We start from the raw sequence: 25,715 nt of genomic DNA, 5'->3' as shown, positions 1-25,715 counted from the left end.
AATATTTTGGATATAGATAAAAAAACTACTAATAAGTATTTAATACTGGCGTTACTGATAGCTGTCCTTTTTCATGGGACATCCATCTTCTTTACGTTAGAGTTTACCTATGATGCGTTGATTCATCTTTTTTTTGGACATCATTATGCAGAAAGTTGGTTCGAACCTTGGAATTATAGTTGGTATACTGGTATTACCGTTATGGGGTATCCTCCATTAGTACATCAGAGTATTGCTCTATTATCTTATATAGGAGGTTTAAAGTTTGGGTTATTTACTGTAGCTATCCTTGCCATTTTATTATTTATTACCGGAGTATATCGTTTTGCTTTACTGCTTACAGCTAATAGAACTGTTGCTGGATATGCCGCTATCTTAGCTGTTTTTTCCTCTTCTTTTGTAGAAACATTACATGTTTTTGGGCAACTCCCAAGCATTGTGGGGATCGGAATATTAATGCATTCGCTACCTGAAATTTACTTATGGATCAAAACAGGAAAGAAGATATATCTGATTAAGTCATTAAGCTTGATAGCAGTAACGGTAACTTCTCATCATGTAACACCAATTTTTGGAATGATTTTCTTCATATTCCCATTGATTGGAATGATTATTATGGATGCCTCAAAGCAGAAGGTAGGATCGTTCAAAGAAGTGACCTTTGTAGTGTTTATAAAAACGTTTTTACAACTGTTTAAGAGAATCATAGTTTTTGGAATGGGATCTTTGCTATTAATTATAGTGTGCATTTTACCATATTGGATTAATACAAAAAACAACCCTATTACTCAAGTACCAATTCCTCATGGTTCTCGTGATAATTTTTTAGAAGTTACTTCTTCTGGATTAGTGTTCTTTTTAATTCCTTGGGGAATACTATTACTCTTTTTACCATATATATGGTATCGATTCTTTAGCAAACGATATTTGTTTTTTGGATTGTCTATTACCTTGTTAACTATTTTAGGAACTGGGGGAACAACTCCAATACCTAGGATGATATTAGGAGAAAATGCATTTAATATTCTTACGTTAGATCGTTTTACACTGTGGGCATCGATAATGGCACTTCCTATATTTGGGGAGTTTATATATCGTTTTGTAGAAGGTGATTTTAAACAATTTATTCAACAAAAATTTGGAGCTGTATATCATCGATTTATAGCAGGAGGATTGGCTTTTGTTTTTATTGCCACCATCATTTTTACTATGAGTCTTGGATATTTTAGACCTTCTCAACCGCAAAAAATAAAAATGCTTCCGATTCTTAACTTCTTACAACAAGATCAGCACGATCATTGGCGATATTTACCATTAGGGTTTGGAGATCAAATGGCATGGCTGTCTGCTCAGACACAAGCAATGACAGTGGATGGAAATTATCATTCCGCCAGAAGATTACCAGAATTAACTACTCGAGCAGTAGAACGTTTAGAAAACTCAAAATTTCGAGGTGTAGAAGGAATAGGCTCGTTACAACAATTTTTGACAGTTCCGGAGAAGTATAATTTGAAATATGTATTCTCTAATGATAAATTTTATGACCCTGTACTGTATTTCTGTGGATGGCAACGTTTACGTCAATTAGAAAACGGAATCATGGTTTGGGAAAAACTAAATATCCCTCCTTTATCGACAATTTTACCAAAAGAAGAAGTGCCAATCTATCAAAAGTTGATGTGGGGATTGATACCAATTACTACCGCTCTATTAGCTTTTATATTGAATATACAAATGATATGGATTAGAGCTTTGCGGGGTTCTCAATCTAGAATTCCTGAATATTTTAGTTTCGCAATTCCGTATGAAGGATTCAGGAAAAAAGTGTTTACAGTTTTACATGTTTGGGGATGGTTTTTATTTGTAGTGTTTGTAGGTGCTATATATTCTTTTTACATTCAAAATGCATCCCAGGTAAGCCCAGAAAATGTAATGACATCCTATTATGATGCATTGGATTTTAAAGAATTCAATAAGGCTTATTCTTATTTGGATCCACAAAGTAATAAAGCAATTGATCAATATATGCTAGAAGTATCTGTGACAGATGGCCTTTTAAGTTCATATGCTAAACTAGATGAGATTAATGTAGATGTTATAATACAAACAGATACTACCGCAAGAGTCAATGCTATTACAAATTGGATCACCCCATTAGAAAAAATTAAAAAAACATATTACCACGAATTGGTTAAACATAAAGGGAAATGGTACATACAACCATCGACGTATGATCTTGATATTCCTCCAGATCAGTTGTTTTCTGAGAATACTATAGGTTTTTATAATCACGGAAGACGTAGAATAAGTTCCGAACAAACCTATCACGAAGATGTGTTGAAACAGCCAGTTTTAGAAGTCCTTTCGGCAAAAATTATTAGACAAAAAGGACAATATCGTATTATTGGCGAATTACAAAATGTGGATAACGTTCCCGCTGATGTAGTAGTTACAGGTACCTTATATGATCAAGAGGATAGAAAACTAGCGTCATACAATGTAAAACACCAAATGAAACATAAATTACTCCCAAAAGAAGTTACTAGTTTCCGTATAGATTTTGAAGATATTGCCTGGCTAAATACTGATGATGCTAAACCAGATACTTTTGATCCGAATCAATTTACAGACGTTGTGCTTGAGAACATTCCAACTAAATTTGATTTACAATGTGTCGGAAACGTCGCAACAACGGACTTGTATAAAGGAATAGCAATCAATGATATTTCTGTTTCAGGAGATCAGATTAAAGGGGTTCTTTTTAATTCGGGATTACAAGAAGTTACAATTCCACAAATATTGGTTTCTTATTATAATAATCAGAAAGAATTAGTATGGGTGGATCATCAATATTTATCTGAAGGGATTCGTCCACAACGCAAACAGTATTTTGATTATACTTTATTAAATGTTTCTCATTTGGCAACTATTAATAGTGATATGGAATCTGTTTTTATAAATGGATTACCCAATGAAGAAATCAGTAGAAAAGTAGTTCCTAATCGGAATCGTGATCAATCTTCTCAGCTTTTATCTATAAAAGGAAAAGGATTTAGCTACGTAAAAATTGAGATCAACACATATATAGGAAACCCTAAGTAATGAATTTTAGAAGAATACATATAGTCCTTGGATCTTTAATTCTAATATGTTTTAGTGTTAGTTTTAATACGATGCTGATTGACTCAGCACAAGTTTCAGTTGTTTTAAAATCTAAAAAAGAGATATATACAGCAGGTGAAGAAATCCAATTAAATTTTGAATTAAACACCCCTGTAAGTACTCAATTGTTTTTGCATTCTTCATTTGGGAATATACTGTTACAATCCGAAAATGGTCAGTTTATATTGCCCAAATTCTTGTCGAACAATAAAGGAGTTATACAGTATACGTTATTACATGATTCAGAACAGCTTTTATCAGGAATTATTAAGGTATTAGCAAATACCAATACAAAAGTTCAACTAGAATCTTATATCGGACCACCAAGTATAACTGCAGGAGGAAATGATTACACAATGCCGGTTATTATACCTGCAGACATATATGATAATCCACTACCGGATAGTACAGAAATTGTTTTAAAACATCAGTTTTTGAGTAATGAGAAAGAAGAAATTGTATACACCAAGGATTTAATAGGATGGTCAACTATATTCTCGTATGAACAATCTGGACGACTATTACTGTCCTCAAAGGTTAAAGAGACATCTTCTAAGGAATTTTCTATAGTAGTTTTTCCAGCAATACCAGAAAGTTTTCAGATCAACGCGAAACGCAAACATGAATACGCTGATGGTAATCAGATTGCGGAGCTAATTACATCAACGCTTAACGATCAATATGGGAATATTATTAGTGATGGGACTTTAGTGACATTTCAAATAAAAAATAAAAAAGGGGTTTTGCTAAAAACACAAGCGAGTACCGTTCGTGGTATCGCTATTGCTAAAATGTTACATCCCGACCATGAGGATTCTTGGGAAATAAAAGCTTTTGTATCAGGTATTGCAGAGAGTGATACGATACATATTGAATATGAGTCAGTATTGGACGATTTTAAAGTACAATTTTCTGAAAATAATCGAGAGATCATAGTTGGTCCATTAGTAAGTTTTATGGAACAACTGATTCCTGATGGAGCTACTGTGGTATTGAGGATTTCTCAAGAAGACAATTTAATAGATACTAAAATGACGACGTCATCTAATGGAGTAGTCACGTTTAAAGTATCAGAAGGATTTTATGCGAATGGAAATTATAATTTAAAAATTAAAGTTCTAGGAGTGGAAAAACAGTATGAAAATATCTTGATGCAATGAGCACTTGGAATAAAAACATATACCGATCTGTAATCCTAGCTTCTTTTTTAGGTATTATTATATTGATGCTATTTGGGATCAGTCAAGTACTTTCTTACTTGAATACTGGAGCAGATCGGTCTTCTATGTTACATTTAAAACTAGAAAATAATCAAGTATACCTTCCTAAAGTAATCTGGAAAGATACTATCAACCCAGGACGGCCAATTGAGAAACAAACGCTATATGATATAGAAAAAGATTATCTGAACGCTTGGTATGTGCGTCAAGTGGCTTATCAAACCTATGACACGCTGGGAGTAGATGATTATTATACTACAAAAGCCAGACAACGTATTACCGAACCCATAGCGGTTAATAAGACAAATGGGGTTGCGATACATAGTACAACAATTAATCATAACTTATTGCTTGATTTTTATAGTGCTGATGGTCAATTGGCTGTGTTAACAGATAAAAATGTAAGGGAGTATCAAAGAATATATAAAGAAGATCAGTTATTGTTAGAAACTGAAATAATTTCTGATTACAAAGTACTATTACTATTAGAAGATGGGTTCTGGCGTATAAGACATTTGATTAAAGAAGAAGCTCAAACTATAAAAGATACTATTAACACAGAACGTTTAGTTAAAATCAAGGAAGATAAAATATACATAGAAGATAGCGGGTTTCAGATCAAAGGAATTAATTATTATCCTCAAAAAACACCTTGGGATATGTTTGGGGATGATTTTGATTCGAATATTATTGAACAAGATTTTGATATTATCAAAACAATAGGACTCAATACTGTTAGAGTTTTCCTTCAATACGAAGATTTTGGAAAAGCGACAGTAAAAGAAGAAAAACTGCAGAAATTACAACAAGTATTAGATCAGGCAGAAGCCAAGAACTTGAAAGTAGTCATTACATTGTTTGATTTTTATGGAGATTATTCTGTATTAGATTGGACACTTACGCATCGTCATGCTGAACAAATAGTAAATAGGTTTCGCACTCACAAAGCTATAGTAGCATGGGATATTAAAAATGAACCCAATCTGGATTTTGAAAGTCGAGGAAAAGAAAACGTACTAGCATGGTTGGGAGAAATGGCTAGACAAATCAAACAATTTGACCCTAATCATTTAGTAACTATAGGATGGTCTGATATAGAATCAGCAAGTCTATTGATGGATGAGGTAGATTTTGTGTCTTTTCATTACTATGAAAACATAGATGATTTTGAAGATTTATATGTTAGTATGAGTTCTCAGATTGATAAGCCTATTGTTTTACAAGAGTTTGGATTGTCTAGTAGCAGAGGATTTTGGAATCCTTTAGGTGCTTCAGAAAAAGAACAGGCTGAGTATTACACACAGTTTCGAGAGATAACTCAAAAACAAAATATTCATTATCTATTTTGGACACTATATGATTTCGATAATGTTCCCACTGATGTTGCAGGTAACTTACCTTGGAGAAAGCATAAACAAAAGTATTTTGGAGTTATTGATGTTGAAGGGAATAGGAAAGAAGCTTCGAAATTTATTAGAGATTAATAAATAACATAAAAAACACCTGTAGAAATACAGGTGTTTAACAATTATGACGATGACGGGTTGGGATAATGAACCCTCGATGAGGGATTAAAATGATTTTTTCGTTATAAAAACTGTGTTGGCTTTTTGAAAATCTACAATATTGGGTTTACTAATTTCTTTAAAAGCATCAATATACATTTGAGTAATTCTACTCATAGGATAAGCAGTTGCAGCTTTATAATTTGCTTGGCCTAATTCAGCGCTGTAAGAAGAATCAAGGATTATTTTTTCAATACCATCGGCCAAACTCTCCATGCTTTGTGGATTAAAAAATTCACCTTTATATCCTTCTTCTTTTACTAGAATACTTAGATCTCCCAGATCAGGCATAACCACTGCTTTACCATAACTACCTGCCTGATGTAATACTCCAGAACTTCCTGTAGTAGAAGTGTATGGAAATACCACTACAGCACTTTCTCCAAAGATTTTTGGAACATCCTCTTCAGCTACATATCCTGTAAAAGTTAGTTGAGGTACTGCTGCATATTTTTCTTCCATCGATTTAAGATATCCAGATACATTAGGATTATCAGTTCCGGCAATAACGATTTCTATGTTGGCATCAGTTCTTGATCGTATTTTTTCTACTGCTTCTATCAGTATTTCTACTTTTTTGTAAGTTCCAAACTTCCCAAAAGTCATTACTTTAAGAGGCCCTTCATTAACTTCATAACTTGGTTTTGATGGTAATTCAAAGGTTCCGTGAGGAATAAGAGTAACATTATTGGCGATATATTTTTCTTCAAGAATGGTAACATACTTACTTATAGTTACCGCTACAGTATCTGCTTTTAATATCAACTTAGTAAGAGATGTTCCTATAAGTTGATAAATTTTTTGCAAGACTTTGTTTTTGGTAAAACCGGCACTTTGTAGATCTACCTGTTCCATAATATTATGCAATAAAACGATGGTAGGAATCTTTTTTATTTTACAAAACCACGGTAATAATAACCCTAAAGCAGCTGGAACCTTCTTATCTCCAAACTTCATGAATTGTAAATTAAATAATATCGCATCGGGTGAAATTTGTCTTACTGCTTTCATCACAGAAATTACATTCGAATAACTATTGAATTTCCAGCAAGGTTTTATAGTTACTTTGCATCCTTGTTCCTCAAAGTTGATTTCTGCTTCTTTAGCATCAATATCGGTAAGCAAAATTAATTCTGAAATTTCTGTATTCTGTCTAAAATGTTTTACCAAATGATACGCATATTCATTTAAGGTTACTTTACTAGGTGGATAAGCGGTTACAATAGCAAGTTTCATAATAATTTCTTTTAGGTGACACTACAAAGATGCTTGAATATTAAGAAGAAGTGAGTGAATTTTCGGTGAGTCGTAGATCACTGTCGACGAGTGGTTTTTTTCTATGGATTACTGTTTTTTATCGTCCTACAAACGATGAAGGATAATAGAAACGAATTATCTACATTAAGACTTCGATACGTTTAGTTTGATAAAAGAAATATAATAACTGGATAATTAGCAAAACGGTCATAGAAATAATTTGCATCATAACGACTTGATGTAACGAATCATGAAACCATATGATCAATGCTAGTTGAGAGATTCCTAATAACCCTGATATTAAAACTGGTATATATTTATCTAGCGATAAATAGTAGTACGCAAAAATATTAGCAATTGCGAATAGAGAAGTAGCAATGGCATATTTCCATAATAAGGGTGCTATCGAGATATACTCTGAACCAAACATTAGGTTAACTACAGTTTCTGGAAATAAATAACATCCTAAAACTATACATGCCGAAAGTATAGTGATGTATCCCACATACTTGAATAAAACAGGAGCTGTTGCTTCTCCGTCTTTTTGTTTTTGAACTACCTTAGGTAACAATAACATTACAAACATCCAGGCTACAAAATATACAACACGACCGATTAATGCTAATGATGCATATAGTCCCGCTTCGTATTCTTCAAAATAATGCTTAACCAATAATATGTCGCTGTTATTAATTATGATTTGTGTCAATTCATAAAATGCGGTAAGCATAAAGAATCTAATGATATGTTTGGTATATTTTTTAGGAAGTGTTTGCTTCTTAAAAACCGAAACACCCTTTGTTTTAAATGGTAATAAACTAAATACAAATGATAGCACAATTCCAATGGCTATAGAAATGATAGGCTGAATTGGTAATACGTAGATCAATAGTAAGGTGAATAATAATCTGCTAATCATTTCGCTCTGATATGTTATAGCAAGCTCACTAAACTTTTTTGTTCCTTGAAAAACCCCTCGATTTATACTCATTATGAAGTAAATAGGTATGCCTATACCAAAAAGAGTAAACATCTGAGCTGATTTTGTGTTAAAAAGAATTTGTAAATCATTGGCAAAGACGATTACCAATACTCCTAATATAATTCCGATTAGAGATGCATATCTATAGCTTAAATTTATAAAACGATTCAGAATGCTTTTCTCAAAAAGCACGGAGAATTTTGCTGTTGCTAATTGAAAAGTCATAGCCACAAAGGATAAAACTAATAGAAAGGTGATTAATAAAGCAGCATCAGCAAAAAGTTCAGGGCCTAAAACCCTTCCTAATAAAAGATTATAAAGGTAATTACCGCCATTGACAATAATCACACTACACATGAACTTTTGCTCTGCTGTTAATGTTGGTATGTAGGTTTTAATAGTCATTTCTAAAGATATAGGTCAATTCGTTTTTATTGAAAGCCTTAGCTACTGTTTTATTTTTCTTACCTAGTATAAAAAGAATCTTACTTCTTTTGCTAGCTTTTTTGTATATGTGTCTAAGAACATTTAATGCTCTTTGATCAATCTTTTTAACCCGATGAAAGCACATTATTATTTCTTCATAATGATCAAGTAGATAATTGAAATGATCTTTGACTTTTTCTGAATTCTCTGAAGTAAAGTTTCCAATTACTCCAAAAGTTCCTTGTCTATTTTGTATTTATAGCTCCATGATTCTAGGGTTTAAGATTATGTGATTTTATACGAAATCGTTTCTAAGGATATAATTCACTTTTCCGAATGCTTTTTGTACCTTTTTGTTCTCTTTTCCTATGATATAAAAGATCTTATTACTTTTCATGGCGTTTTTATATAAGTTGGTTAGCACTCGTACACCATAAGTATCGACATGGCTTACTTTACTTAAGGATATTACTATTTTTTCTTTATGATTCATTAATTGATGGAAATGATGTTCCAGCGATAACGCGTTTTTATTAATTAAACTTCCGTTAATTTCAAAAATTCCTTGATTGTTCGTAATTGTCAGCGCCATAATGTTTCTTTTTAGGGTTTGTAATAGTACAAATGTGAAGAATTTAAGTAGGGAATTTTTCTTAATTTCGTTGAGTTACTGTTTTGTATAGATGAATGGGAAAATGGTGACGTTGAAAAAATAAGGAACGACGTAACTATCCTGAAATAGATACTTACCTTGTAGAAAAGAAACCCAAACAAGTTATGCAACGAGTATTACCTATTATTATTTTTTGGCTATTTGCACTTTCCTCTTTTGCGCAAGAAATGCAAGAAGGTTTTACTTATTTAGAAACTGGGAAATATATAGAAGCCAAAAGTTTTTTTGAAAACGTTTTAAAAACTTATCCCGAAAACCGTACAGCAAGATTATGTTATGGAAGAGCCGTTGGATTGTCAGGAGATTCAGTAAAAGCAGTGACAATATTTGCTACATTGATAAATGAATACCCCAAAGATTTTGAAATCAAACTAAACTATGCAGAATCTCTTTTATGGAACAATCAATTTTCTGAAGCAGAATCTTTTTATGTAAAATTAGTTGAGGAAGATAAAACAAGTTTCCCCGCAGTTTTAGGATATGCCAATACCCTTTCTAATCGTAAGAGCTATAAAAAAGCATTAACCCAAGTAAATAAAGCATTACAATTAAAAGCAGGGAATCCAAATGCATTAACCTCTAGAAAATACATTCGTCTTGGATATGCTAATGAATTATCACAAAATAAACAATATGTAGAAGCACTTATTTTATTGGATAAAAACCTTTTAGATTATCCTGGTGACAAAGATACTCAGCTTAATAAAGCAAACATATATCTGGTTACGAATGATATGGGATCTGCAGAAAAGACATATAAGGCTTTAGCTACCAATTCTAAAGATAGTATATTGTCCTTAAATGGTTTGGCGTTAGTAGCACATAAAAATAAAAAAGAAAAGAAAGCACTTGATCTAGCTACAACGGCAAAGTCAAAAGTTGAAAAGTATAAAGATGATAAGAATCTATACTTGTCTACCCAAGAACGATATATCCAGGCATTGTTATGGAATCGAAAATTTTCTAGTGCTATTAAAGAACTAGAACAATTAAAATTAGAATACCCAGATGAACCTAGAGTATTGGCATTGTCGGCTACAGAGGGTATGTATACTAGTAAATTTAAATCAAGTATACAGAGTTATACTAATATTTTATCGAAAAGCGAAGGGTCTTTTGATGGAAACTTGGGGATTGCAAATGCATATCGGGCGACAGGAGATGACAAGAAGGCTTTTGTATATGCTTTTAAAACATTAGACTATTATCCCAAGCAACCAGATGCAGAAAAGTTAATTAAAACATTGAAGTCTTCATATACTCCTTTCGTAGAATTAAAAACGGCTTTTACGTTTGATAATGGTAATAATGAAGCTGTAAATCTAGCATTTCGTTCTGAGTTACCTTTATCAACCAAGTTTAAATCAGAATTAGAATATGTACATCGTAGAACGAAAAATACTGTATTTAAAAATGAAGCTTCATCCAATGAATTAGCATTGCGATTTTCTTATAAATTTAATGGTAACTTGTCTTTAATAACAAAGGGAGGTATCAGTAAGTCGAATGCTTTTACAAATGATTATACACAATGGACTGGTGAGATACGATTAACTACAAAACCATTTAGATTACAAAATCTTGATATTGGATATCAACGCCAGTTACAAAATTTTAATGCTGATTTGATTGATCGCGAAATTGTAATGAATAACTACTTTTTAAATTATAATCTTAGTACCAATATAAACTTAGGTTGGTATACGCAGTATATATATACATCACAAACTGATAATAATAGTCGAAATTTATTATTCACTTCATTATACTATAACATATTTAATAGGCCAGCTGTAAAACTAGGGGTCAATTATCAACACATGACTTTTGCTAATCAAGTTCCTACTATTTATTTTAGTCCTGAAAAATTTAATGTGGTAGAAGTTTTTGCAGATATGATTAGTAAAGATAGTGGTAAATGGTTTTATGGATTGAATGGAGCTGCTGGTTATCAGTTTATAGAAGATGATCCTGGAACTACAACATATAGAGCAGAAGGTAAGCTAGGATATAGTTTCTCTGACCGTTTAATTGGCACATTATATGGTAAATATAGTAATATTGCTTCTGCTACTGCAACAGGTTTTGAATTTACAGAATTTGGGTTTTTATTAAAATGGTACTTTCTAAAACAACCTATTTTTAATAAGAAGATTATGAAACTTCAAAAAGGGAAACAAAATAAAAGATAATAGTACCTTCGACAGTACTATTTAAAATCTGCTGATTCATTTACTAAATATCTATTCCAACTGACATAGGGTTGTCACTCTTGTTTTTAACTTTGTATTACATCTTAAAAAGTAATATAAAATGAGTAGTGTAAAACACGAATGGAGGAAAAGTGAAAAACGAATGTATCTACCAAAAACTAACCCTGAGAAAATACAAATACCAGAATATAAGTTTGTTACTATAGAAGGCGAGGGCAACCCAAACAGTGATTTTTTTGCTGAGTATATAGGGGTTTTGTATGCTATGGCTTACGCAATAAAAATGAATCTTAAAAAAGAGAAAACTAAACCTAAAGGATATTTTGATTATACAGTGTATCCTCTAGAAGGGGTTTGGGATCTTAACAAGGAAGCTAAAAAAGCATATAACGGTACTTTTGATAAAGATGACTTGGTTTTTAAATTAATGATTAGACAACCTAACTTTATCAATGAAACTTTCTTTGAACAAATGCGTAATCAAGTAAAAGAAAAAAAGCCTCACAAACTATTAAGAAATATCAAATTTGAGAAAATTACTGACGGGGAATGTGTGCAAATAATGCATATTGGAAGCTATGACAATGAACCAGAAAGCTTCCGATTAATGGAAGCATATGCCAAAAAAGAAAACCTTACCCGATTATCTAGAACACATAGGGAAATCTACTTATCTGATTTTAGAAAAGTAGCACCAGAAAAGCTTAAAACAGTATTAAGGTTTAAAGTTAAATCAAATACGAGTAGTATTGATACAAAAAGATAGCTAGAATAAAATAGAATTTTATTCTAGCTATCAACCCAAATCCGAAACTAACCTTTTATTGTTTCATAAAACTACTTATGTATTTTTTATTATTGTTATCTGTTATTATGTATTTATAGATTCCTGTTTTTAAGTTTTTGGATTCGAAAATGGCTTCATTGTTACTAACCATTTGCAGTTTTTCGTTTCGTACAATTCTTCCTAACATATCTACCACTGTAATCATTATATTCCCTTGCACTGTTTCTGGTACTTTAATATAAGTTGTAGTAGAAAATGGATTAGGATAACTCGTGATTTTAGTAACTGCCACTGGACTTTGATCTTCAGTACTTAACATATTAGATTGTACAAATGATGTGTTTTGAATATTTAGACTAAAAGGGGAAAAGTTTTGATAATCTCCTTGTGTAGAAAACACAATGCTTCTTACGTCTTTAATATCAGTTACTGATTGATTTCCATTAGTGAAATCAGAGAAAGCAATGGTGTACATTTTATTTTCTGTATTCGCTTTTATTTCGAATCTAAGCCTGTTATTCCAATCTATAAGATCTTTAGTAACCAAAATCACTTCTACATCTTTTGTGGAGTTCATCTCAAACTGTAGTGCATCATATTCAGCAACATCCAAAGTAAGTTCACCAGCTAATATGTTTCTAAATAAATTAAAGGTTTCTTTTACTTCTCCTTTTACAGTTGCATTACGTTCAATTATATATGAACTCTCATTTTCTATTGGTGTATGTGCAAGTACTTCGAAGTTTTCGATAATCGCACCTTGCTCTTGAAAATCTATTCCCCAAGGACCATCTGCCAAATACAGTGCATCTAGTTTAGTAGTATGCTCTCCTTGAATAGAAAATCCAATGTCAAACAAGTATCCTGTATCTATCGTAACTTGTTCATTATATGATCCAGATAATGTTACGGTTTGTATATTATTTTCCTCATCAGATAATTCGGTACTTCTAGTGTTGCTAGTAAAAGCCATTTGATGAGCACCTTTCTTATTAATCATTTGTAATGTTAATTTTCCATTAGAATAATGTCCTTGTTTTACAAAAACAGTAGGAACACGCTCTGTTACTTCATGGCTTCGTAATGGTTTCTCAGCAACAAATTCATCTAGAATGTGATTCGCAATATTAGCTACCTGAGATACTGATCCACCCCAAATCTGGAAGTTTTTATAATCACCTTCTGGGTAGTCAGCGATATTCCATAAGCTATAGATCTCATTTTCTGATGCTTCTTCTTTTATTGAGAACGTCAATGCATATTCTATTTCTCCTGATGCTCGCTCAATTTTAGTGCTTACCATTGTATGACCTTTGATCATTACTGTTCTTACATCTAGTAGCTTAGAACCGTTTAATCGATCACAAATCGTTTTAGAATGATCATAAATACCACCTTTGGTTATTGTGGCCAATCCTGCAGCTACTCTGCTATCAGCTTGATAATAATCTACAGAAAAAACAGCTTCAGCATTTGTTATTCCGATTAAATCTTCAGGACTTGATACATAGGTGGTTTCATTACCTAATAATCCGGTTTCTGGGAAATAAATACTTAAGTCATCGTTGTTTCCTGATTTATAAGATTTCTTCCTAGGCTCAAAACGTTGTTGTGATTTTTTAGTGTTAAAGATCGAATTTGTTTTAGTTCTATTAAAATTACGCTTTGCGATAAGACTAGCAAGATTTCCATTACTTTCTAACCCACCATCATTTGCTGAGGTAACATCCGTTGCGGTATCGATACCAACATAATTATCTGTTTTGATAGCAGTATAAGGGCTTGCTGTGATATAGAATAAAGTATCGTTAAAATCTTGATCACAAGAAGCGTAATCTCGTCTTATATCTTCAAACCCAAGAATGATTCTTTCATTATCTGGATCTGATAATAAAACATTATGATGACGCAATACAGAATCACTTTCTGGGTTATAATCTGGGTTAGAATATAATTGCCAGTTTCCTGTTCCCACACAACCATCTGACCATGCATTTGCTAATAATACCCATCCGATTCCTGTATCAGGAGGAAAACTTCCTATGTTTACTTTGTCTCCAATTTCAAGACTGCCACCGCTTCCTACTGCTGATACATTAGGAAAAATAATCGTGATATCTTCAGGGACTGGCATTGAGGGATTTGGATCATTGATGTCATAGGTATAGAATCCTAAAGTGTTTTTATATCCAGCGCCTTCACCAACAAAAGTTATCCATATATCTGCTGATGCTTCTAGTACCACATCTGTATCATACCCTGAAGAAATATAGTGCGGATTAAAATCAGGTACCGGATAACTTTCAGGTAACGCATCATTAATCATTGTAATGGTCTCTTGACTTACAATATCTTTTTCATCTAAATATAATGGTGTCCCATCCGAAGAAAATTCACCTAAATAGTTGTATCTGTCACATATTTCTGGAATTGGAAAACTACCAGGGGTTTGTCCTCCATTTTCTGGAGCAAAACTTGTTTTCATTAAATCAAAATTATCATCTAATCCATCTTGATCTGTATCATTGCCAGAAGCTATTGTTTCTGCAATACCATCGCCATCACTATCATATGCTTCTGTTGTATCCAGTATTCCATTATTGTTAGAGTCAACATCTAAATGATCATATAATGAGTCGTTATCTGTATCCACCAATCCATTAAAAGTTCCGTTAAAATCGGAGTCAAAGGCATCATCTAATCCATCTCGATCTTGATCTATATTCGATAATCCTTTATATGATTCACTATATTGTCCTTCGATAATATCTACGATACCATCATTATCAGAATCTATGTCATAACAATCATAAATTGTATCATTATCGGTGTCTAAAGGAATAAATGTACTTCCTGTTTGATCTGCGTCAAAAGCATCTGCTATTCCATCATTATCGCTATCTGCGTAGTTTGTGTCTAATGCATTGCATATTCCATCATTATTGGTGTCTTTGTCGCCTTGTCCAGCTTCTACGATATCATAAATTCCATCGTTATCTGAGTCAATGTCTAAAAAATCTGGCATACCATCTCCATCTCTATCAAAGGCATCCTGTACTACATTATCGCCATTACCGCTTACATCGTTATCTAGATAATTAAACAAATCATCATCATCATCATCACCATAAGGGTCTATACCATTACATTCTAAGATGTTTAAAATTCCGTCGCCATCACAATCTTCATCCATAGAATCTAACACACCATCCTGATCTTTATCCAAAGGTGACTTGCCGTTAGCACATTTAAAACCATCATTAGAATTAGTTGTTTCGGTAAGATTAAGTAAAGTTGCTGTTGGAGTAGCGCTTTCATAATTATTAATAAGGTATAATCCTCCATTATTATCGGATAAATACAAACGATTATTAGCATCTGCATAAGCAGCACCAAAAGTACTACTAGGTAGATTGGTTACTGATTTGCTTGTGAATACTGGAGATCCTGATGAAAGATCCCATTTATATAGTTTGCCTCTACTACCTCCGTAAAATGCACCATTTACATAGGCGATATCCGCACAATTACTAGGAGAAGCTACATCAGCTTCGACAACCTCAAAATCAGGAGAGGATGAACCATTGTATCCACTTAAGTTAGTTATTTTATGAAATGTTTTTTTATTGGTATTTTGAAAAACCCAAAGGTTCCCTTCTGGATCTACATCTGCAGCGTATCCGCCGCCAAATGCTGAGGTTCCATCTGGTGTTATTGCGCCCAGATCAACTACCATATCTTTACCAATTCTAAGTAAATGGTTATCACTACTTTTAATAGCGTATAGATAATTGTCGACAACATTATATCCTCCCGCATTGTAGGAAGAATACGTGTGTAATGCATCAGAGTATGATCCTGTAACCGGATCATATGCTTTCATGGCTCCAGATATTACCTGATAAAAATTACCTTCGTCACATTCAAAAGGTTGTTGCGCATTTATTGTGGAAGTAATTAGAAGCGCTAATAGGAAAGTAATTTTTTTCATAATACAATAATTTTAGGTTTCAGATACTCAAAACTAGTGTATATGTATTATGAAAAAGGGAGTTATTCGACCAATGAGATTTTTGATAAGGTGAATGGTTTATTTTAAAAGATAAAGGGTTTTAATAATTAAAGCCGGATATAGAAGAGAAAAGTTTAAATAAAAACAGCAGAATATTTTATAGTGTATCCTGCTGTTCTGGGGCAAAAAACGAATTTTAATTAAATAGGTTTATTAGAAAATGGTTACAGTATTATCGTATTTTTATGATTTAATCGCCCAAATTAATACTTGTAATTCTTTCAATCATATTATCCGCTTGGTAGTTATTAAAATCTTTTCGCAGGTAAGGCTTTATCTGGCACATAATGTTCCCTTCTAATTCTAAATGCGGTAATCCAAGCGCATGCCCTATTTCATGAGGGCTCGTAGACCTAAATAAAAACTCATCAGTTATCAAAGCTCTTTGCCTTAATCCAATACCGGCTATAGCAATGGTGTTGGATCTTGGGATAATATAAATACTTAAACGATCTATCGCATAAGAATTTAGAGTCTCAGTATTAAAAATTACTGATTCATCATTTCGATTATCTTTAAGATTATATAGTTCTGCGTTTATTAGTGTTTTTGATTCTCCCATAATAATTCCAATATCATGTCGGTTAAAAAAACAACCATTTAAAAAGTCTATGTATTTAGATTCATTCAAATTGTACATTGATTTATCATAATTCTCATTAGGAAGAACATAAATTATATCTACTAGCAATTTTGCTGTAGGATTATTCATATATATTGGTTCAATGAATAATGGGGCAGAGTCATCTTCTACAGAACATGAAGGTAATAAGAGTACTAAAAAAATGGGGATAAGGTATTTCATTGTTTCGGTACTTTAGGGTTATTAATAATTCAAAAAGAATTAAGAAGTGCACTTCTTTGTTTTCTCTTTTATAAGCTAAAGAATAATCGCAAGACAACGGGAAATCAATTTTGTTTTTTCGATAAAAATTGCTTTTTTGTCGATGAAATGAAATTTACATACGACGAATATTTATCTTTTTTTTGATCTAGAAGGTGTTTGTTTAGTTGAGTGGGTCTGAGTAATCGATGAATGTAGATTTTTTTATTGAAGAATTAATAGGGGAATTACAAGTTCAATTCTTTAGGTCAAAAAGCTTTCTTATGCCCTTTTGTGGATATTTTTCTTTAAAAGTTTATAATAAATTTAAGCGCTTCATTAATTCTGAACGATTTGACCTACTTACCGGGATAACATCTTTTTCGATAAGAACACTATTATCCTCAATGTCAATAATCTTTTTGATATTGATAATATAAGAACGATGTACTTTTAGAAAAAGATCGTTAGGTAGTTTTTCTTCGATTTTTTTCAATGTAGAATGTACTGTATAGTTTTGTTTTTCTGTTTTAATTAATATGTAATCACCTTTCGCTTCTATCACGAGAATTGTTGACATATCGATCTTAATTAATCTGCGATCTATGTTGATATAGAGATCGTTTTCTCCAGAAGAAATCCCAGCGGTTTCATTCTCAGATTGATCCTGAGTTGTAGACGCTGGATTTATGTCAGGTGTACTTTCTGCTTTTTGGATAGCTTTAAGAAAACGTGGTAAAGTAATGGGTTTTACCAAATAATCTACAATACATTCGTATTCAAATGCTTCTAAAGCAAAATTCTTATCAGAAGTAGTTAAAATAATCTTTGGAGGATTTTTTAATGTTTGTATAAAATCAAATCCTGTAAAATCTGGCATATGGATATCCAAAAATATAAGATCAACCTTTTCTTTATTCAAAAATTTAATAGCTTGGATTGCATTGGGAAATTCCTCGATAACACTAAGTTCTTCAACCTGCGAACAAAGTTGTTGAATAATCACTCTTGCAGTTTCTTCATCATCTATAATAATACAATTCATATATGTAGATTGTTTTATATTATCTTTAAAAAGTTTTCTATAGCATCTAAAATTAACATAAATTCTGTAAATAAAGAGGGATTATTCTCCTTTAGTTCTTCTTCAAAGTCAATAGCAACTTGATATCCAGTTTCGAATCCGAACATTCCTATTTTATGTTTTAGTTTATGCACATTTTCTGCTGCTTTGGTAAATGATTTTGAATTATAATTTGCAAGAAATTCTTTTTGTTCTTCTGGAAATTCTCGCTTTACAATATTAATTAGTTTCTGCTCGAAAGTATCAGATCCTGCTGCCAGTTCTTTTATATAGATAAGGTTTGGTGTTTCGGTCATATCTTACTTTTTAAGGTGAAATAAAAAGTGGTTCCAACCCCTTCTTTAGATACTAGCCAAATTTTACCATCATATAAATCCACTATTTTTTTGACTATTGATAATCCTATTCCAGTGGATTCATTTTTATTATCCAAAGTTTGGAAAATCTGAAAAATCTTATGATGGTATTTTTTTGAAATCCCAGCACCGTTATCGGCGATCGCAAATTCCCAAAACTCATCTTTTTGTTCGCAAGAAACTGTAATAATACCTTGTTCTTTATCATTGTATTTTACAGCATTACCGATTAGATTCTGAAACAATTGTTGTAATCTAAATTTATCTCCCTCGATAACAGGTAATTCTGTAATGATTTTTATGGTTATATGATCGGGAATATGTATGACATCTATGATATCAGTTACAATATCTCGAAGTGTAATGCTTTGCTTAGGATGGTCTACTTTATCAATACTAGAATATTTAAGAATACCACTAATCAAATGGTCCATTTTATCAACTTTCTTAAGTAGCATGTTTAGAGAGTTGTGCGCATTATCATCCAATACGTCTACATAATCTTCTTTTAGCCAGGTTAATAAGGCATTCATGCTACGCAAAGGAGATTTTAAGTCATGAGAAACAATGTGTGCATAGTCATTAAGCTCTTTATTACTCTTTTCAAGATTTTTCACCAATCGATTTCTTTGTTTTTCAAATTCTAATTGTTCTGTGATATCTTCAATTAGTGCGACTTGATATTTAATACTTCCATCTTCATTTCTTACCGCCGCAACATTAGTCTTGGCCCAAAACACAGTTCCATCTTGTTTTAAATATCTTTTGTTTACCGAAAAATTGTCAATCTCCCCATCATTCATTTTCTTCATATTATTTTCAGATTCTACATATCCCTCTTTTAGAGATATGTCTTTCACCTCTCTCTGCAAAAGTTCGTCTTGTGTGTATCCCAATAAGTCTTGAAATGCTTTATTGGTTTGTAGAATTTTTCCAAATTGGGTAAGTGCAATTCCTAAAGAAGAATTTTCGACGATGGCGGATAATTGTTTTTTCTGTTCCTCAAAAATTTGTTTTTGTTTAAGTTCTTCGGTAATATCCCTTACAATACCTTGGGCTGCAATAGGTTGATTTTCTTTATTTAAAATGAGACTTGCATTAATATGTACGGTTCTAACTCCTTTATGTTTGGTGTATACTCTCGCTTGATAATTGGAGAATGATCCTTTGACAATAAGTTCTTGAAAAGAATTCATAGCATATTCATAGTCCTCTTTATAGATCAATGTTATAATATTTAATTTTTCTTGATTGATGTCATAACCAAATAACTCTTTGGCCGAGTGATTCATTTTAATGGCATTTCCAGAGATATCCATAAGTACATAGGCATCAACGAGATTTCCGAAAACCCCTTGTAATTCTGAGGTTTTTTCGGTGAGCCCATCTTCAAGTTTTGCATTAGCACCCTTTAACTCTTGAGTAAGTTGGTAAAGTTCTCTGGATTTTCCCTCAAGAATTTGTTCTGCTTGCTTTCTTGCTGCTTTTTCTCTTTGTAATGCGCGTTGTAATATTTCTAACTCACTACTCATTAATGTTTGGTTATACTAAATTTAACTTCGGTGCCATCATCTTTTATTTTTTCTAAAAGAATAGTAGCAGTACTGTTGTAATGATCAAATGTCTTATTCATTAATCCTAAGCCAAAGTTGTACATTGCTCGACTGGATTTGTAGATCATAATTAAGGTTGTTGGAGTTTTTTCTAAAACTTCAAAAGTCGGAAGTTCCGCATCGGGGTATATTTTTTGTACTTCTATATGGATGTGATTTTCAATAGAGGAAAGCAGTTCTATTGGATCTTCATATTTGTCGATTAATCCTGGGTAACTAGCTGCGAGTACTCCAAAAAAATGCTCTGCGTAGGTGAGCAGTAGATCGTCAATGCTAATATTGGTATGTTCACTTAAGTGAGTTAGTAGACTCAACATTTCTGAAAAATCATAGGTTCCCACAGAAGTATAAATACCTCCAGAGGCTAATTTAGATTGTTCTATGATTTTATCTACTGTTGCTAGACCAAATTTATCTTCGACCAATTCTAAAAATTCTGTAAATACAATACCTTTCATGTGATAAGTAGGTTTAAATTATCTTTTTATAAGTTCATTCACGCTCCAGTATTCAATCAAACATTTTATTTTGTGGGCGTAATCTTCATACTTTAATGGCTTTACTATATAACCGGCAATTCCGATTTCATAACTCTTTTTAAGATCATTATGATTATTTGAAGTACTAAGTATAACTATGGGGATATGTCTTAGAACGGGGTTTGATTTTAAAATATTTAAGAACTCCAAACCATTCATTTTTGGCATGTTAAGATCTAAAAAAATTAGATCAGGGAGTTCGGTGTTATTCTCTAAAATTTCTAATGCAGTTTCTCCATTTTCAGCCTGTATCAAGGTATGATTATAATTGTTTTTTTGCAATACTCTTTCGAATTTTAATCTTTCAATTTCATCATCTTCGATTAATAAGAGGGTCAGAGTCATAATTTTTGTGTTTTAATTTAAGCTTGAATATGTTGATAATCGTTGCTAAATATGTTCTTTTATGATTCAATTTAGCATTATCTTTCGTTGAAAGATGCTTTTAATATAGACGAATGGTAGTTTAGTGTAGATGAGTAGAAGATGTATAGTTGTTGTTATTAAATGCCTCCAAAAGTATTTATACAAATTGTTATTTTGATAAAGAATATATTTTCTAAGAGTATTCTTTATATCGTTAATTAAGTAATTACTAGGTGAGTGTTTGTGAATAAGTAATTGATTTCTATGTTATCTTAAAAATAAAAAAACCGAACAAATTGTTCGGGCTTTTAAGGTGGTGCCTCCAGGAATAGAATCGAACTTTTTAATGCAGGATTTCGGGTTAATCAAGGGATTTTCAATTGGTTATTGAAAATTCTATTTCACATAATATTTTGAAAACTTATGAAATAAGTAGAAATCAACAAATAGCGACTCTGCGTGGGGTAGCATCTTAATGTTTGAGAAATGTTTAGTGTATTTGACCATTTAACATAAACTATTAAGATAGAGCAATAGAATTTTTAGAATAAATAACACAGTTTTCAATGATTGTTTACGAGTTGGATTATGATTTAAGCTTACTTTTTTAAGTATTTTTGCAATAAACAAGTTGTTTTTAAGCAATGAATTTGAAAGAACGAAGGTTTCTGTTTTCTAAAATGTCCTTAATTGGTATCACCTTTCTTTTATTGGGAGGTTGTATATCAAAAAAGCAAGGGGTAGTTACATCAGACAATGAATATATAGATATTCCCTCCTGGAATACCCAAAAAACTACAAAGCTCATTATAGATTCCAAATTACTTTTCTATTGGAAACAATGGCCTAAAAATGAGCAAGGTGTTTTTGATAAAAACATACTGACACGTCCTGATACTGTTAATTCAACTTCATCCGTTTGGACACGTAAAGGATATCCTCCAAAAGGTTTCGGAACCTATCGTTTTTTTATAAAACAAGAAGACGTTCAAAATGAAGCGGTGCTTAATTTATCCAGAGTTTTAGGAGCTTGTGAAGTATGGATTAACGGGGAAAAGCAAACAACACACGGAAATCTATCTAAAAATCTTGCTGATTCTGTAGATGGTATCCCTGCTCTTATCGTAGAGCTTCCCAAAGAAGAGTTTTTGGACGTGATGTTGCTGGTTTCAAGTTCGAATTCTCGTTTGGGTGGAGGTTTTCCACTTCAAAACTCTATAGACGAAAAAGCAAGCTTTTCCCTATTTAAACAGAGAAAATTTGCATTTGAGAGTCTGGTCACTTTGCTGATTATAATTTTCGGTATGTACCAAATATTTATATATACCAGCGTTCATAAAGAAAAGTATTTCTTGTATTTTGGACTCTTTTGTATTATTGGGGCATCCAGGCAATTGTTTGTTAGTGAGACAGTTATTCATAAAATGTTTCCCGAAATTTCTTTTGAAATTGTTCAACGGTTGCGATACATCTGTTTTTATGCAGGACTTGGACTTATATTTTTGTACCATCATTACTTATATCCCGGCTATTTTTCTCGAAGAGTTGTTCTTTTTTTTACGCTATTTCCGGTTTTAGGAACATTATATGTTGCAATAGCACCTGTTTTTTATGGTACGTACAGTGCGCCGGTTTTTCAATTATTTGGTTTTATAAATCTTGTAGCCGGATACTGGTTGATGGTAAAAGCCATTAAAGATGAAAAGCCATTTGCAAAATGGATATTACTCAATCTCATAATCATCTCAGTAACATTTACCAATGATATCTTGAATGCGATGATGCTTAGAAAAACTGATTTTGTTGTTAATATGGGATTACTTACTTATGTGGTTTTTCAGGTATATTTAAATCATAAAATTGCGAAACGAAAGGAAGAAATGCTTCGTACGATGACTCTGGAAGTAGCGCAAATGAATGAACAAATACAAACGAATAAAGCAAAGATTTCTAAGTTGCTACATGAATCATATTATCACCTAAAGTCAAAAAGAGAAATAGCGGATAACTTAACAAAAATCAAGCAGGAAGATGATACGGTATCGTTAACAAACATTCTTAAAAATCTAAAATCAGAATTACTTGAAGACAATCAGCTCAATACCATCAAAAATGACATAGAAATTCTTAATTATGAGTATTTGAAAAGGTTAAAAGCCAATGCGCCAAATCTAACAGATACCGATTTAGAAATTTGCTCTTATATCCATATGGGACTTGGTAGAAACGAAATTTCCAGATTGCGCAATACAACCATAGAGGCAGTAAGAAAGTCTAGGTATCGGGTTCGAAAAAAATTAGAGTTGGAGGTTGATGAGGACTTAGAAAATTATTTAAAAAACATTTAATCTTTTTTCACGAGGATTTCAAACGGTAAACCCTAGTGGTCTCCTATGAATTGATATTGTATTTCGTGTTTAAAATAAGCTTAGTTTTAGATTCAATTGAAGACATTAGAGGCTTGAATTTTCAACAGATATCCTTCTTTTTTGAGTATTTTTGTAATACATCAGTTTTTTGTAAGCAATGAATTTGAAAGAACGAAGTTCCCTTTTTTTTAAAATAATTTTAATAGGTATTACTCTCTTTTTGCTTAGAAGTTGTTTGTCAAAAAGACAAGATGTTGTCAAATCTGATGATGAATATGTTACTCTTGCTTCCTGGAATGTTCAAAAAACAACAAAGCTTATTCTAGATATAAAACTACTTTTTTATTGGAATCAATGGCCGGTAAATGAAGAAGGCACTTTTGATCAAACGAAGCTTGTTAAACCTGATACTATCAGTTCGATATCTACTGTTTGGACACGGATAGGATATCCACCAAAAGGTTTTGGAACCTACCGGTTTTTTATTAAACAAGAAGACCTTCAAAATGAAGCTGTGCTTAATTTTTCGAGAGTTTTAGGAGCTTGTGAAGTATGGATTAACGGGAAAAAGCAGGTAGCACACGGGAATCTATCTAAAAATCTTGCGAATTCTGTAGATGGTATACCGGCTCTTGTAGTAGACCTGCCAAAAGAGGAATTTTTGGATGTAATGCTGTTAATTTCAAGTTCCAATTCTCGTTTAGGAGGAGGTTTTCCACTTCAAAATTCAATTAATGAGAAAGAGAGCTTTTATATAATTAAACAAAGAAAATTTGTATTCGAGAGTTTAGTTACTTTTCTGATCATAATTTTCGGGATCTACCAGATATTTACATACACAAGTGTTCATAAGGAAAAATACTTTTTGTATTTTGGACTTTTCTGTATATTCGGATGTGGAAGACAGCTATTTGTAGGTGAGGCATTTATGCATAATATGTTCCCCGAAATCTCTTTCGAAATTACGCAGCGATTACGATATTTCTGTTATTATTCAGGCCTAGGATTTTTCTTCTTATATCATCATTACTTATTTCCAGGTTATTTTTCCCGAAAAGTAATACTTGTTTTTACGCTTATCCCGGTTTTGGGGGTGGTTTTCGTAATAGTAACACCTGTTTTTTATGGAACCTATAGTGCCCCGTTTTTTCAGGTTTTTGGCTTATTGACTGTTTTGTCTTCTTTCTGGTTGACGATCAAAGCAATTAAAGGTAAAAAACCTTTTGCAAAATGGGTACTGCTCAATCTTATAATTATTTCGGTAACATTTACCAATGATATTTTAAATGCAATGCTGGTGATACAAACTGCCTTTGTCGTTAATATGGGGTTCTTGGCCTATGTGGTTTTTCAGATGTATTTGAATCATAAAATTGCCAGGCAAAAAGAAGAAATGCTTCGTACGATGACTTTGGAGGTAGCACAAATGAATCAACAAATACAACACAATGAAACCAAAATTTCTAAACTACTGCACGAGTCGTATTACCATTTAAAATCCAAAAGAGAATTAGCAGACAACTTAATAAAAATAAAGCAAGAGGATAATGCGGTATCCATAAATACCATCCTCAATAAGCTAAAGTCCGAATTATTAGAGGACAATCAGCTTAACACCATCAAGAATGATATCGAAATTCTGAATTATGAGTATCTGCAACGTTTAAAGGTCAAAGCACCAAATTTAACTGAAACCGATTTAGAAATATGTTCTTATATCTATATGGGACTCAATAGAAACGAAATTTCTCGTTTACGAAGTACTACGGTTGAAGCCATCAGAAAGTCTCGCTATCGCATTCGAAAAAAACTGGAACTGGAAATCGATGAAGACTTAGAAAATTATTTGAAAAGTATATAGTCTATTGTTAGATACAATCCATTGTACATTTTAATTTCCTTATCCAAAAATCCATCCATTCGAGATCCAAGATAAAATTTTTATCCCAAGCCTTGAACTCATGCTTTTCTTTAAAAATTAACGTACAAATACCATTTCTTCATCAAAATCAATAGTTTAACGGTACTGTCCGCCTGTTTGTCCGCAGTCTATTCTTTGGGGTTTTAAACAAATTCTATTATTTCGCAGTCTGAGTTTCTCCCTAACTTCATTTTCAGGTGAGGATGGTGCGAACTCATAAACTGAATACTGTGTAAAAGCCCCAAAGCACAATATAAACATGTAGCATTTGGTGAATTTTATGCTGT

Annotated in this window: 17 protein-coding genes; 7 read left to right on the top strand and 10 right to left on the bottom strand. The window is 32.3% G+C overall.

What is annotated here, in order from left to right:
* The first annotated feature begins 6 nt into the window (after positions 1 to 6).
* From Q0975_RS06955 to Q0975_RS06945, 3 genes are read left to right on the top strand one after another with little or no spacing between them, the layout of a single operon-like run.
* Positions 7 to 3,102, top strand: coding sequence for a hypothetical protein (locus Q0975_RS06955; RefSeq protein WP_299434731.1), 3,096 nt, complete (start codon positions 7 to 9; stop codon positions 3,100 to 3,102).
* Complete coding sequence (locus Q0975_RS06950) at positions 3,102 to 4,322, top strand: hypothetical protein (protein WP_299434729.1); 1,221 nt, start codon at positions 3,102 to 3,104, stop codon at positions 4,320 to 4,322. The genes Q0975_RS06955 and Q0975_RS06950 overlap by 1 nt, the downstream gene beginning before the upstream one ends.
* On the top strand, positions 4,319 to 5,866 hold the full coding sequence (locus Q0975_RS06945) for a cellulase family glycosylhydrolase (RefSeq protein WP_299434727.1): 1,548 nt from the start codon (positions 4,319 to 4,321) through the stop codon (positions 5,864 to 5,866). The genes Q0975_RS06950 and Q0975_RS06945 overlap by 4 nt, the downstream gene beginning before the upstream one ends.
* Before the next feature lie 87 nt (positions 5,867 to 5,953).
* On the opposite strand, the gene Q0975_RS06940 is transcribed toward Q0975_RS06945, so the two are convergent.
* The 3 genes from Q0975_RS06940 to Q0975_RS06930 all read right to left on the bottom strand — a co-directional run bounded on the left by Q0975_RS06940 (position 5,954) and on the right by Q0975_RS06930 (position 9,204).
* Positions 5,954 to 7,183: a glycosyltransferase gene (locus tag Q0975_RS06940; RefSeq protein WP_299434725.1), complete on the bottom strand. Its 1,230-nt coding sequence runs from the start codon at positions 7,181 to 7,183 to the stop codon at positions 5,954 to 5,956.
* 160 nt (positions 7,184 to 7,343) lie between these two features.
* Entirely contained in the window at positions 7,344 to 8,591 is a 1,248-nt protein-coding gene (locus Q0975_RS06935) for an oligosaccharide flippase family protein (protein WP_299434723.1), read from the bottom strand.
* A 316-nt stretch (positions 8,592 to 8,907) separates the two neighbouring features.
* A complete protein-coding gene (locus Q0975_RS06930) occupies positions 8,908 to 9,204 on the bottom strand; it encodes an STAS domain-containing protein (protein WP_299434721.1) in 297 nt (98 codons plus the stop codon).
* 185 nt (positions 9,205 to 9,389) lie between these two features.
* Here Q0975_RS06930 and Q0975_RS06925 point away from each other — a divergent pair, with 185 nt between their 5' ends.
* Together Q0975_RS06925 and Q0975_RS06920 are read left to right on the top strand one after the other, a co-directional pair.
* Positions 9,390 to 11,477, top strand: coding sequence for a tetratricopeptide repeat protein (locus Q0975_RS06925; protein WP_299434719.1), 2,088 nt, complete (start codon positions 9,390 to 9,392; stop codon positions 11,475 to 11,477).
* A gap of 121 nt (positions 11,478 to 11,598) precedes the next feature.
* Positions 11,599 to 12,264, top strand: a complete 666-nt coding sequence (locus tag Q0975_RS06920; RefSeq protein WP_299434717.1) for a GyrI-like domain-containing protein — start codon at positions 11,599 to 11,601, stop codon at positions 12,262 to 12,264.
* A gap of 55 nt (positions 12,265 to 12,319) precedes the next feature.
* Here Q0975_RS06920 and Q0975_RS06915 read toward each other — a convergent pair whose 3' ends face one another.
* From Q0975_RS06915 to Q0975_RS06885, 7 genes are all read right to left on the bottom strand, one after another.
* Positions 12,320 to 16,276: a DUF4114 domain-containing protein gene (locus Q0975_RS06915; protein WP_299434715.1), complete on the bottom strand. Its 3,957-nt coding sequence runs from the start codon at positions 16,274 to 16,276 to the stop codon at positions 12,320 to 12,322.
* 271 nt (positions 16,277 to 16,547) lie between these two features.
* Entirely contained in the window at positions 16,548 to 17,162 is a 615-nt protein-coding gene (locus Q0975_RS06910) for a hypothetical protein (protein ID WP_299434713.1), read from the bottom strand.
* 334 nt (positions 17,163 to 17,496) lie between these two features.
* Positions 17,497 to 18,225, bottom strand: a complete 729-nt coding sequence (locus tag Q0975_RS06905) for a LytTR family DNA-binding domain-containing protein (protein ID WP_299434711.1) — start codon at positions 18,223 to 18,225, stop codon at positions 17,497 to 17,499.
* A gap of 14 nt (positions 18,226 to 18,239) precedes the next feature.
* Positions 18,240 to 18,560, bottom strand: a complete 321-nt coding sequence (locus tag Q0975_RS06900) for an Hpt domain-containing protein (RefSeq protein WP_299434709.1) — start codon at positions 18,558 to 18,560, stop codon at positions 18,240 to 18,242.
* Positions 18,557 to 20,152, bottom strand: coding sequence for a PAS domain S-box protein (locus tag Q0975_RS06895; RefSeq protein ID WP_299434707.1), 1,596 nt, complete (start codon positions 20,150 to 20,152; stop codon positions 18,557 to 18,559). Before Q0975_RS06895 ends, Q0975_RS06900 begins: the two co-directional genes overlap by 4 nt.
* Positions 20,152 to 20,691 carry a heme NO-binding domain-containing protein gene (locus tag Q0975_RS06890; RefSeq protein WP_299434705.1) on the bottom strand — a complete coding sequence of 180 codons (540 nt, stop codon included), beginning with the start codon at positions 20,689 to 20,691 and terminating at the stop codon, positions 20,152 to 20,154. Before Q0975_RS06890 ends, Q0975_RS06895 begins: the two co-directional genes overlap by 1 nt.
* Before the next feature lie 18 nt (positions 20,692 to 20,709).
* The gene (locus tag Q0975_RS06885) at positions 20,710 to 21,117 is read right to left on the bottom strand and encodes a response regulator (protein WP_299434703.1); all 408 of its coding nucleotides are present in this window, start codon (positions 21,115 to 21,117) and stop codon (positions 20,710 to 20,712) included.
* Positions 21,118 to 21,782: 665 nt separating this feature from the next.
* Between Q0975_RS06885 and Q0975_RS06880 the strand changes: the two genes are divergently transcribed.
* Both Q0975_RS06880 and Q0975_RS06875 read left to right on the top strand, forming a co-directional pair.
* Positions 21,783 to 23,486, top strand: a complete 1,704-nt coding sequence (locus Q0975_RS06880) for a 7TM-DISM domain-containing protein (protein WP_299434702.1) — start codon at positions 21,783 to 21,785, stop codon at positions 23,484 to 23,486.
* Positions 23,487 to 23,742: 256 nt separating this feature from the next.
* Complete coding sequence (locus tag Q0975_RS06875) at positions 23,743 to 25,368, top strand: 7TM diverse intracellular signaling domain-containing protein (RefSeq protein ID WP_299434701.1); 1,626 nt, start codon at positions 23,743 to 23,745, stop codon at positions 25,366 to 25,368.
* The last annotated feature ends 347 nt before the right edge of the window (positions 25,369 to 25,715 follow it).

The organism is uncultured Aquimarina sp. (assembly GCF_947500065.1).
GTDB lineage: Bacteria > Bacteroidota > Bacteroidia > Flavobacteriales > Flavobacteriaceae > Aquimarina.
Note: the sequence above shows the minus strand (reverse complement) of the source record. Positions and strands in the feature narration are given on the sequence as shown.

Bases quoted from the DNA above. Each gene is read 5' to 3' on its own strand.
- Q0975_RS06950 (WP_299434729.1), top strand. From the start codon at position 3,102: ATGAATTTTAGAAGAATACATATAGTCCTTGGATCTTTAATTCTAATA.
- Q0975_RS06945 (WP_299434727.1), top strand. From the start codon at position 4,319: ATGAGCACTTGGAATAAAAACATATACCGATCTGTAATCCTAGCTTCT.
- Q0975_RS06940 (WP_299434725.1), bottom strand. From the start codon at position 7,183: ATGAAACTTGCTATTGTAACCGCTTATCCACCTAGTAAAGTAACCTTA.
- Q0975_RS06935 (WP_299434723.1), bottom strand. From the start codon at position 8,591: ATGACTATTAAAACCTACATACCAACATTAACAGCAGAGCAAAAGTTC.
- Q0975_RS06930 (WP_299434721.1), bottom strand. From the start codon at position 9,204: ATGGCGCTGACAATTACGAACAATCAAGGAATTTTTGAAATTAACGGA.
- Q0975_RS06925 (WP_299434719.1), top strand. From the start codon at position 9,390: ATGCAACGAGTATTACCTATTATTATTTTTTGGCTATTTGCACTTTCC.
- Q0975_RS06920 (WP_299434717.1), top strand. From the start codon at position 11,599: ATGAGTAGTGTAAAACACGAATGGAGGAAAAGTGAAAAACGAATGTAT.
- Q0975_RS06915 (WP_299434715.1), bottom strand. From the start codon at position 16,276: ATGAAAAAAATTACTTTCCTATTAGCGCTTCTAATTACTTCCACAATA.
- Q0975_RS06910 (WP_299434713.1), bottom strand. From the start codon at position 17,162: ATGAAATACCTTATCCCCATTTTTTTAGTACTCTTATTACCTTCATGT.
- Q0975_RS06905 (WP_299434711.1), bottom strand. From the start codon at position 18,225: ATGAATTGTATTATTATAGATGATGAAGAAACTGCAAGAGTGATTATT.
- Q0975_RS06900 (WP_299434709.1), bottom strand. From the start codon at position 18,560: ATGACCGAAACACCAAACCTTATCTATATAAAAGAACTGGCAGCAGGA.
- Q0975_RS06895 (WP_299434707.1), bottom strand. From the start codon at position 20,152: ATGAGTAGTGAGTTAGAAATATTACAACGCGCATTACAAAGAGAAAAA.
- Q0975_RS06890 (WP_299434705.1), bottom strand. From the start codon at position 20,691: ATGAAAGGTATTGTATTTACAGAATTTTTAGAATTGGTCGAAGATAAA.
- Q0975_RS06885 (WP_299434703.1), bottom strand. From the start codon at position 21,117: ATGACTCTGACCCTCTTATTAATCGAAGATGATGAAATTGAAAGATTA.
- Q0975_RS06880 (WP_299434702.1), top strand. From the start codon at position 21,783: ATGAATTTGAAAGAACGAAGGTTTCTGTTTTCTAAAATGTCCTTAATT.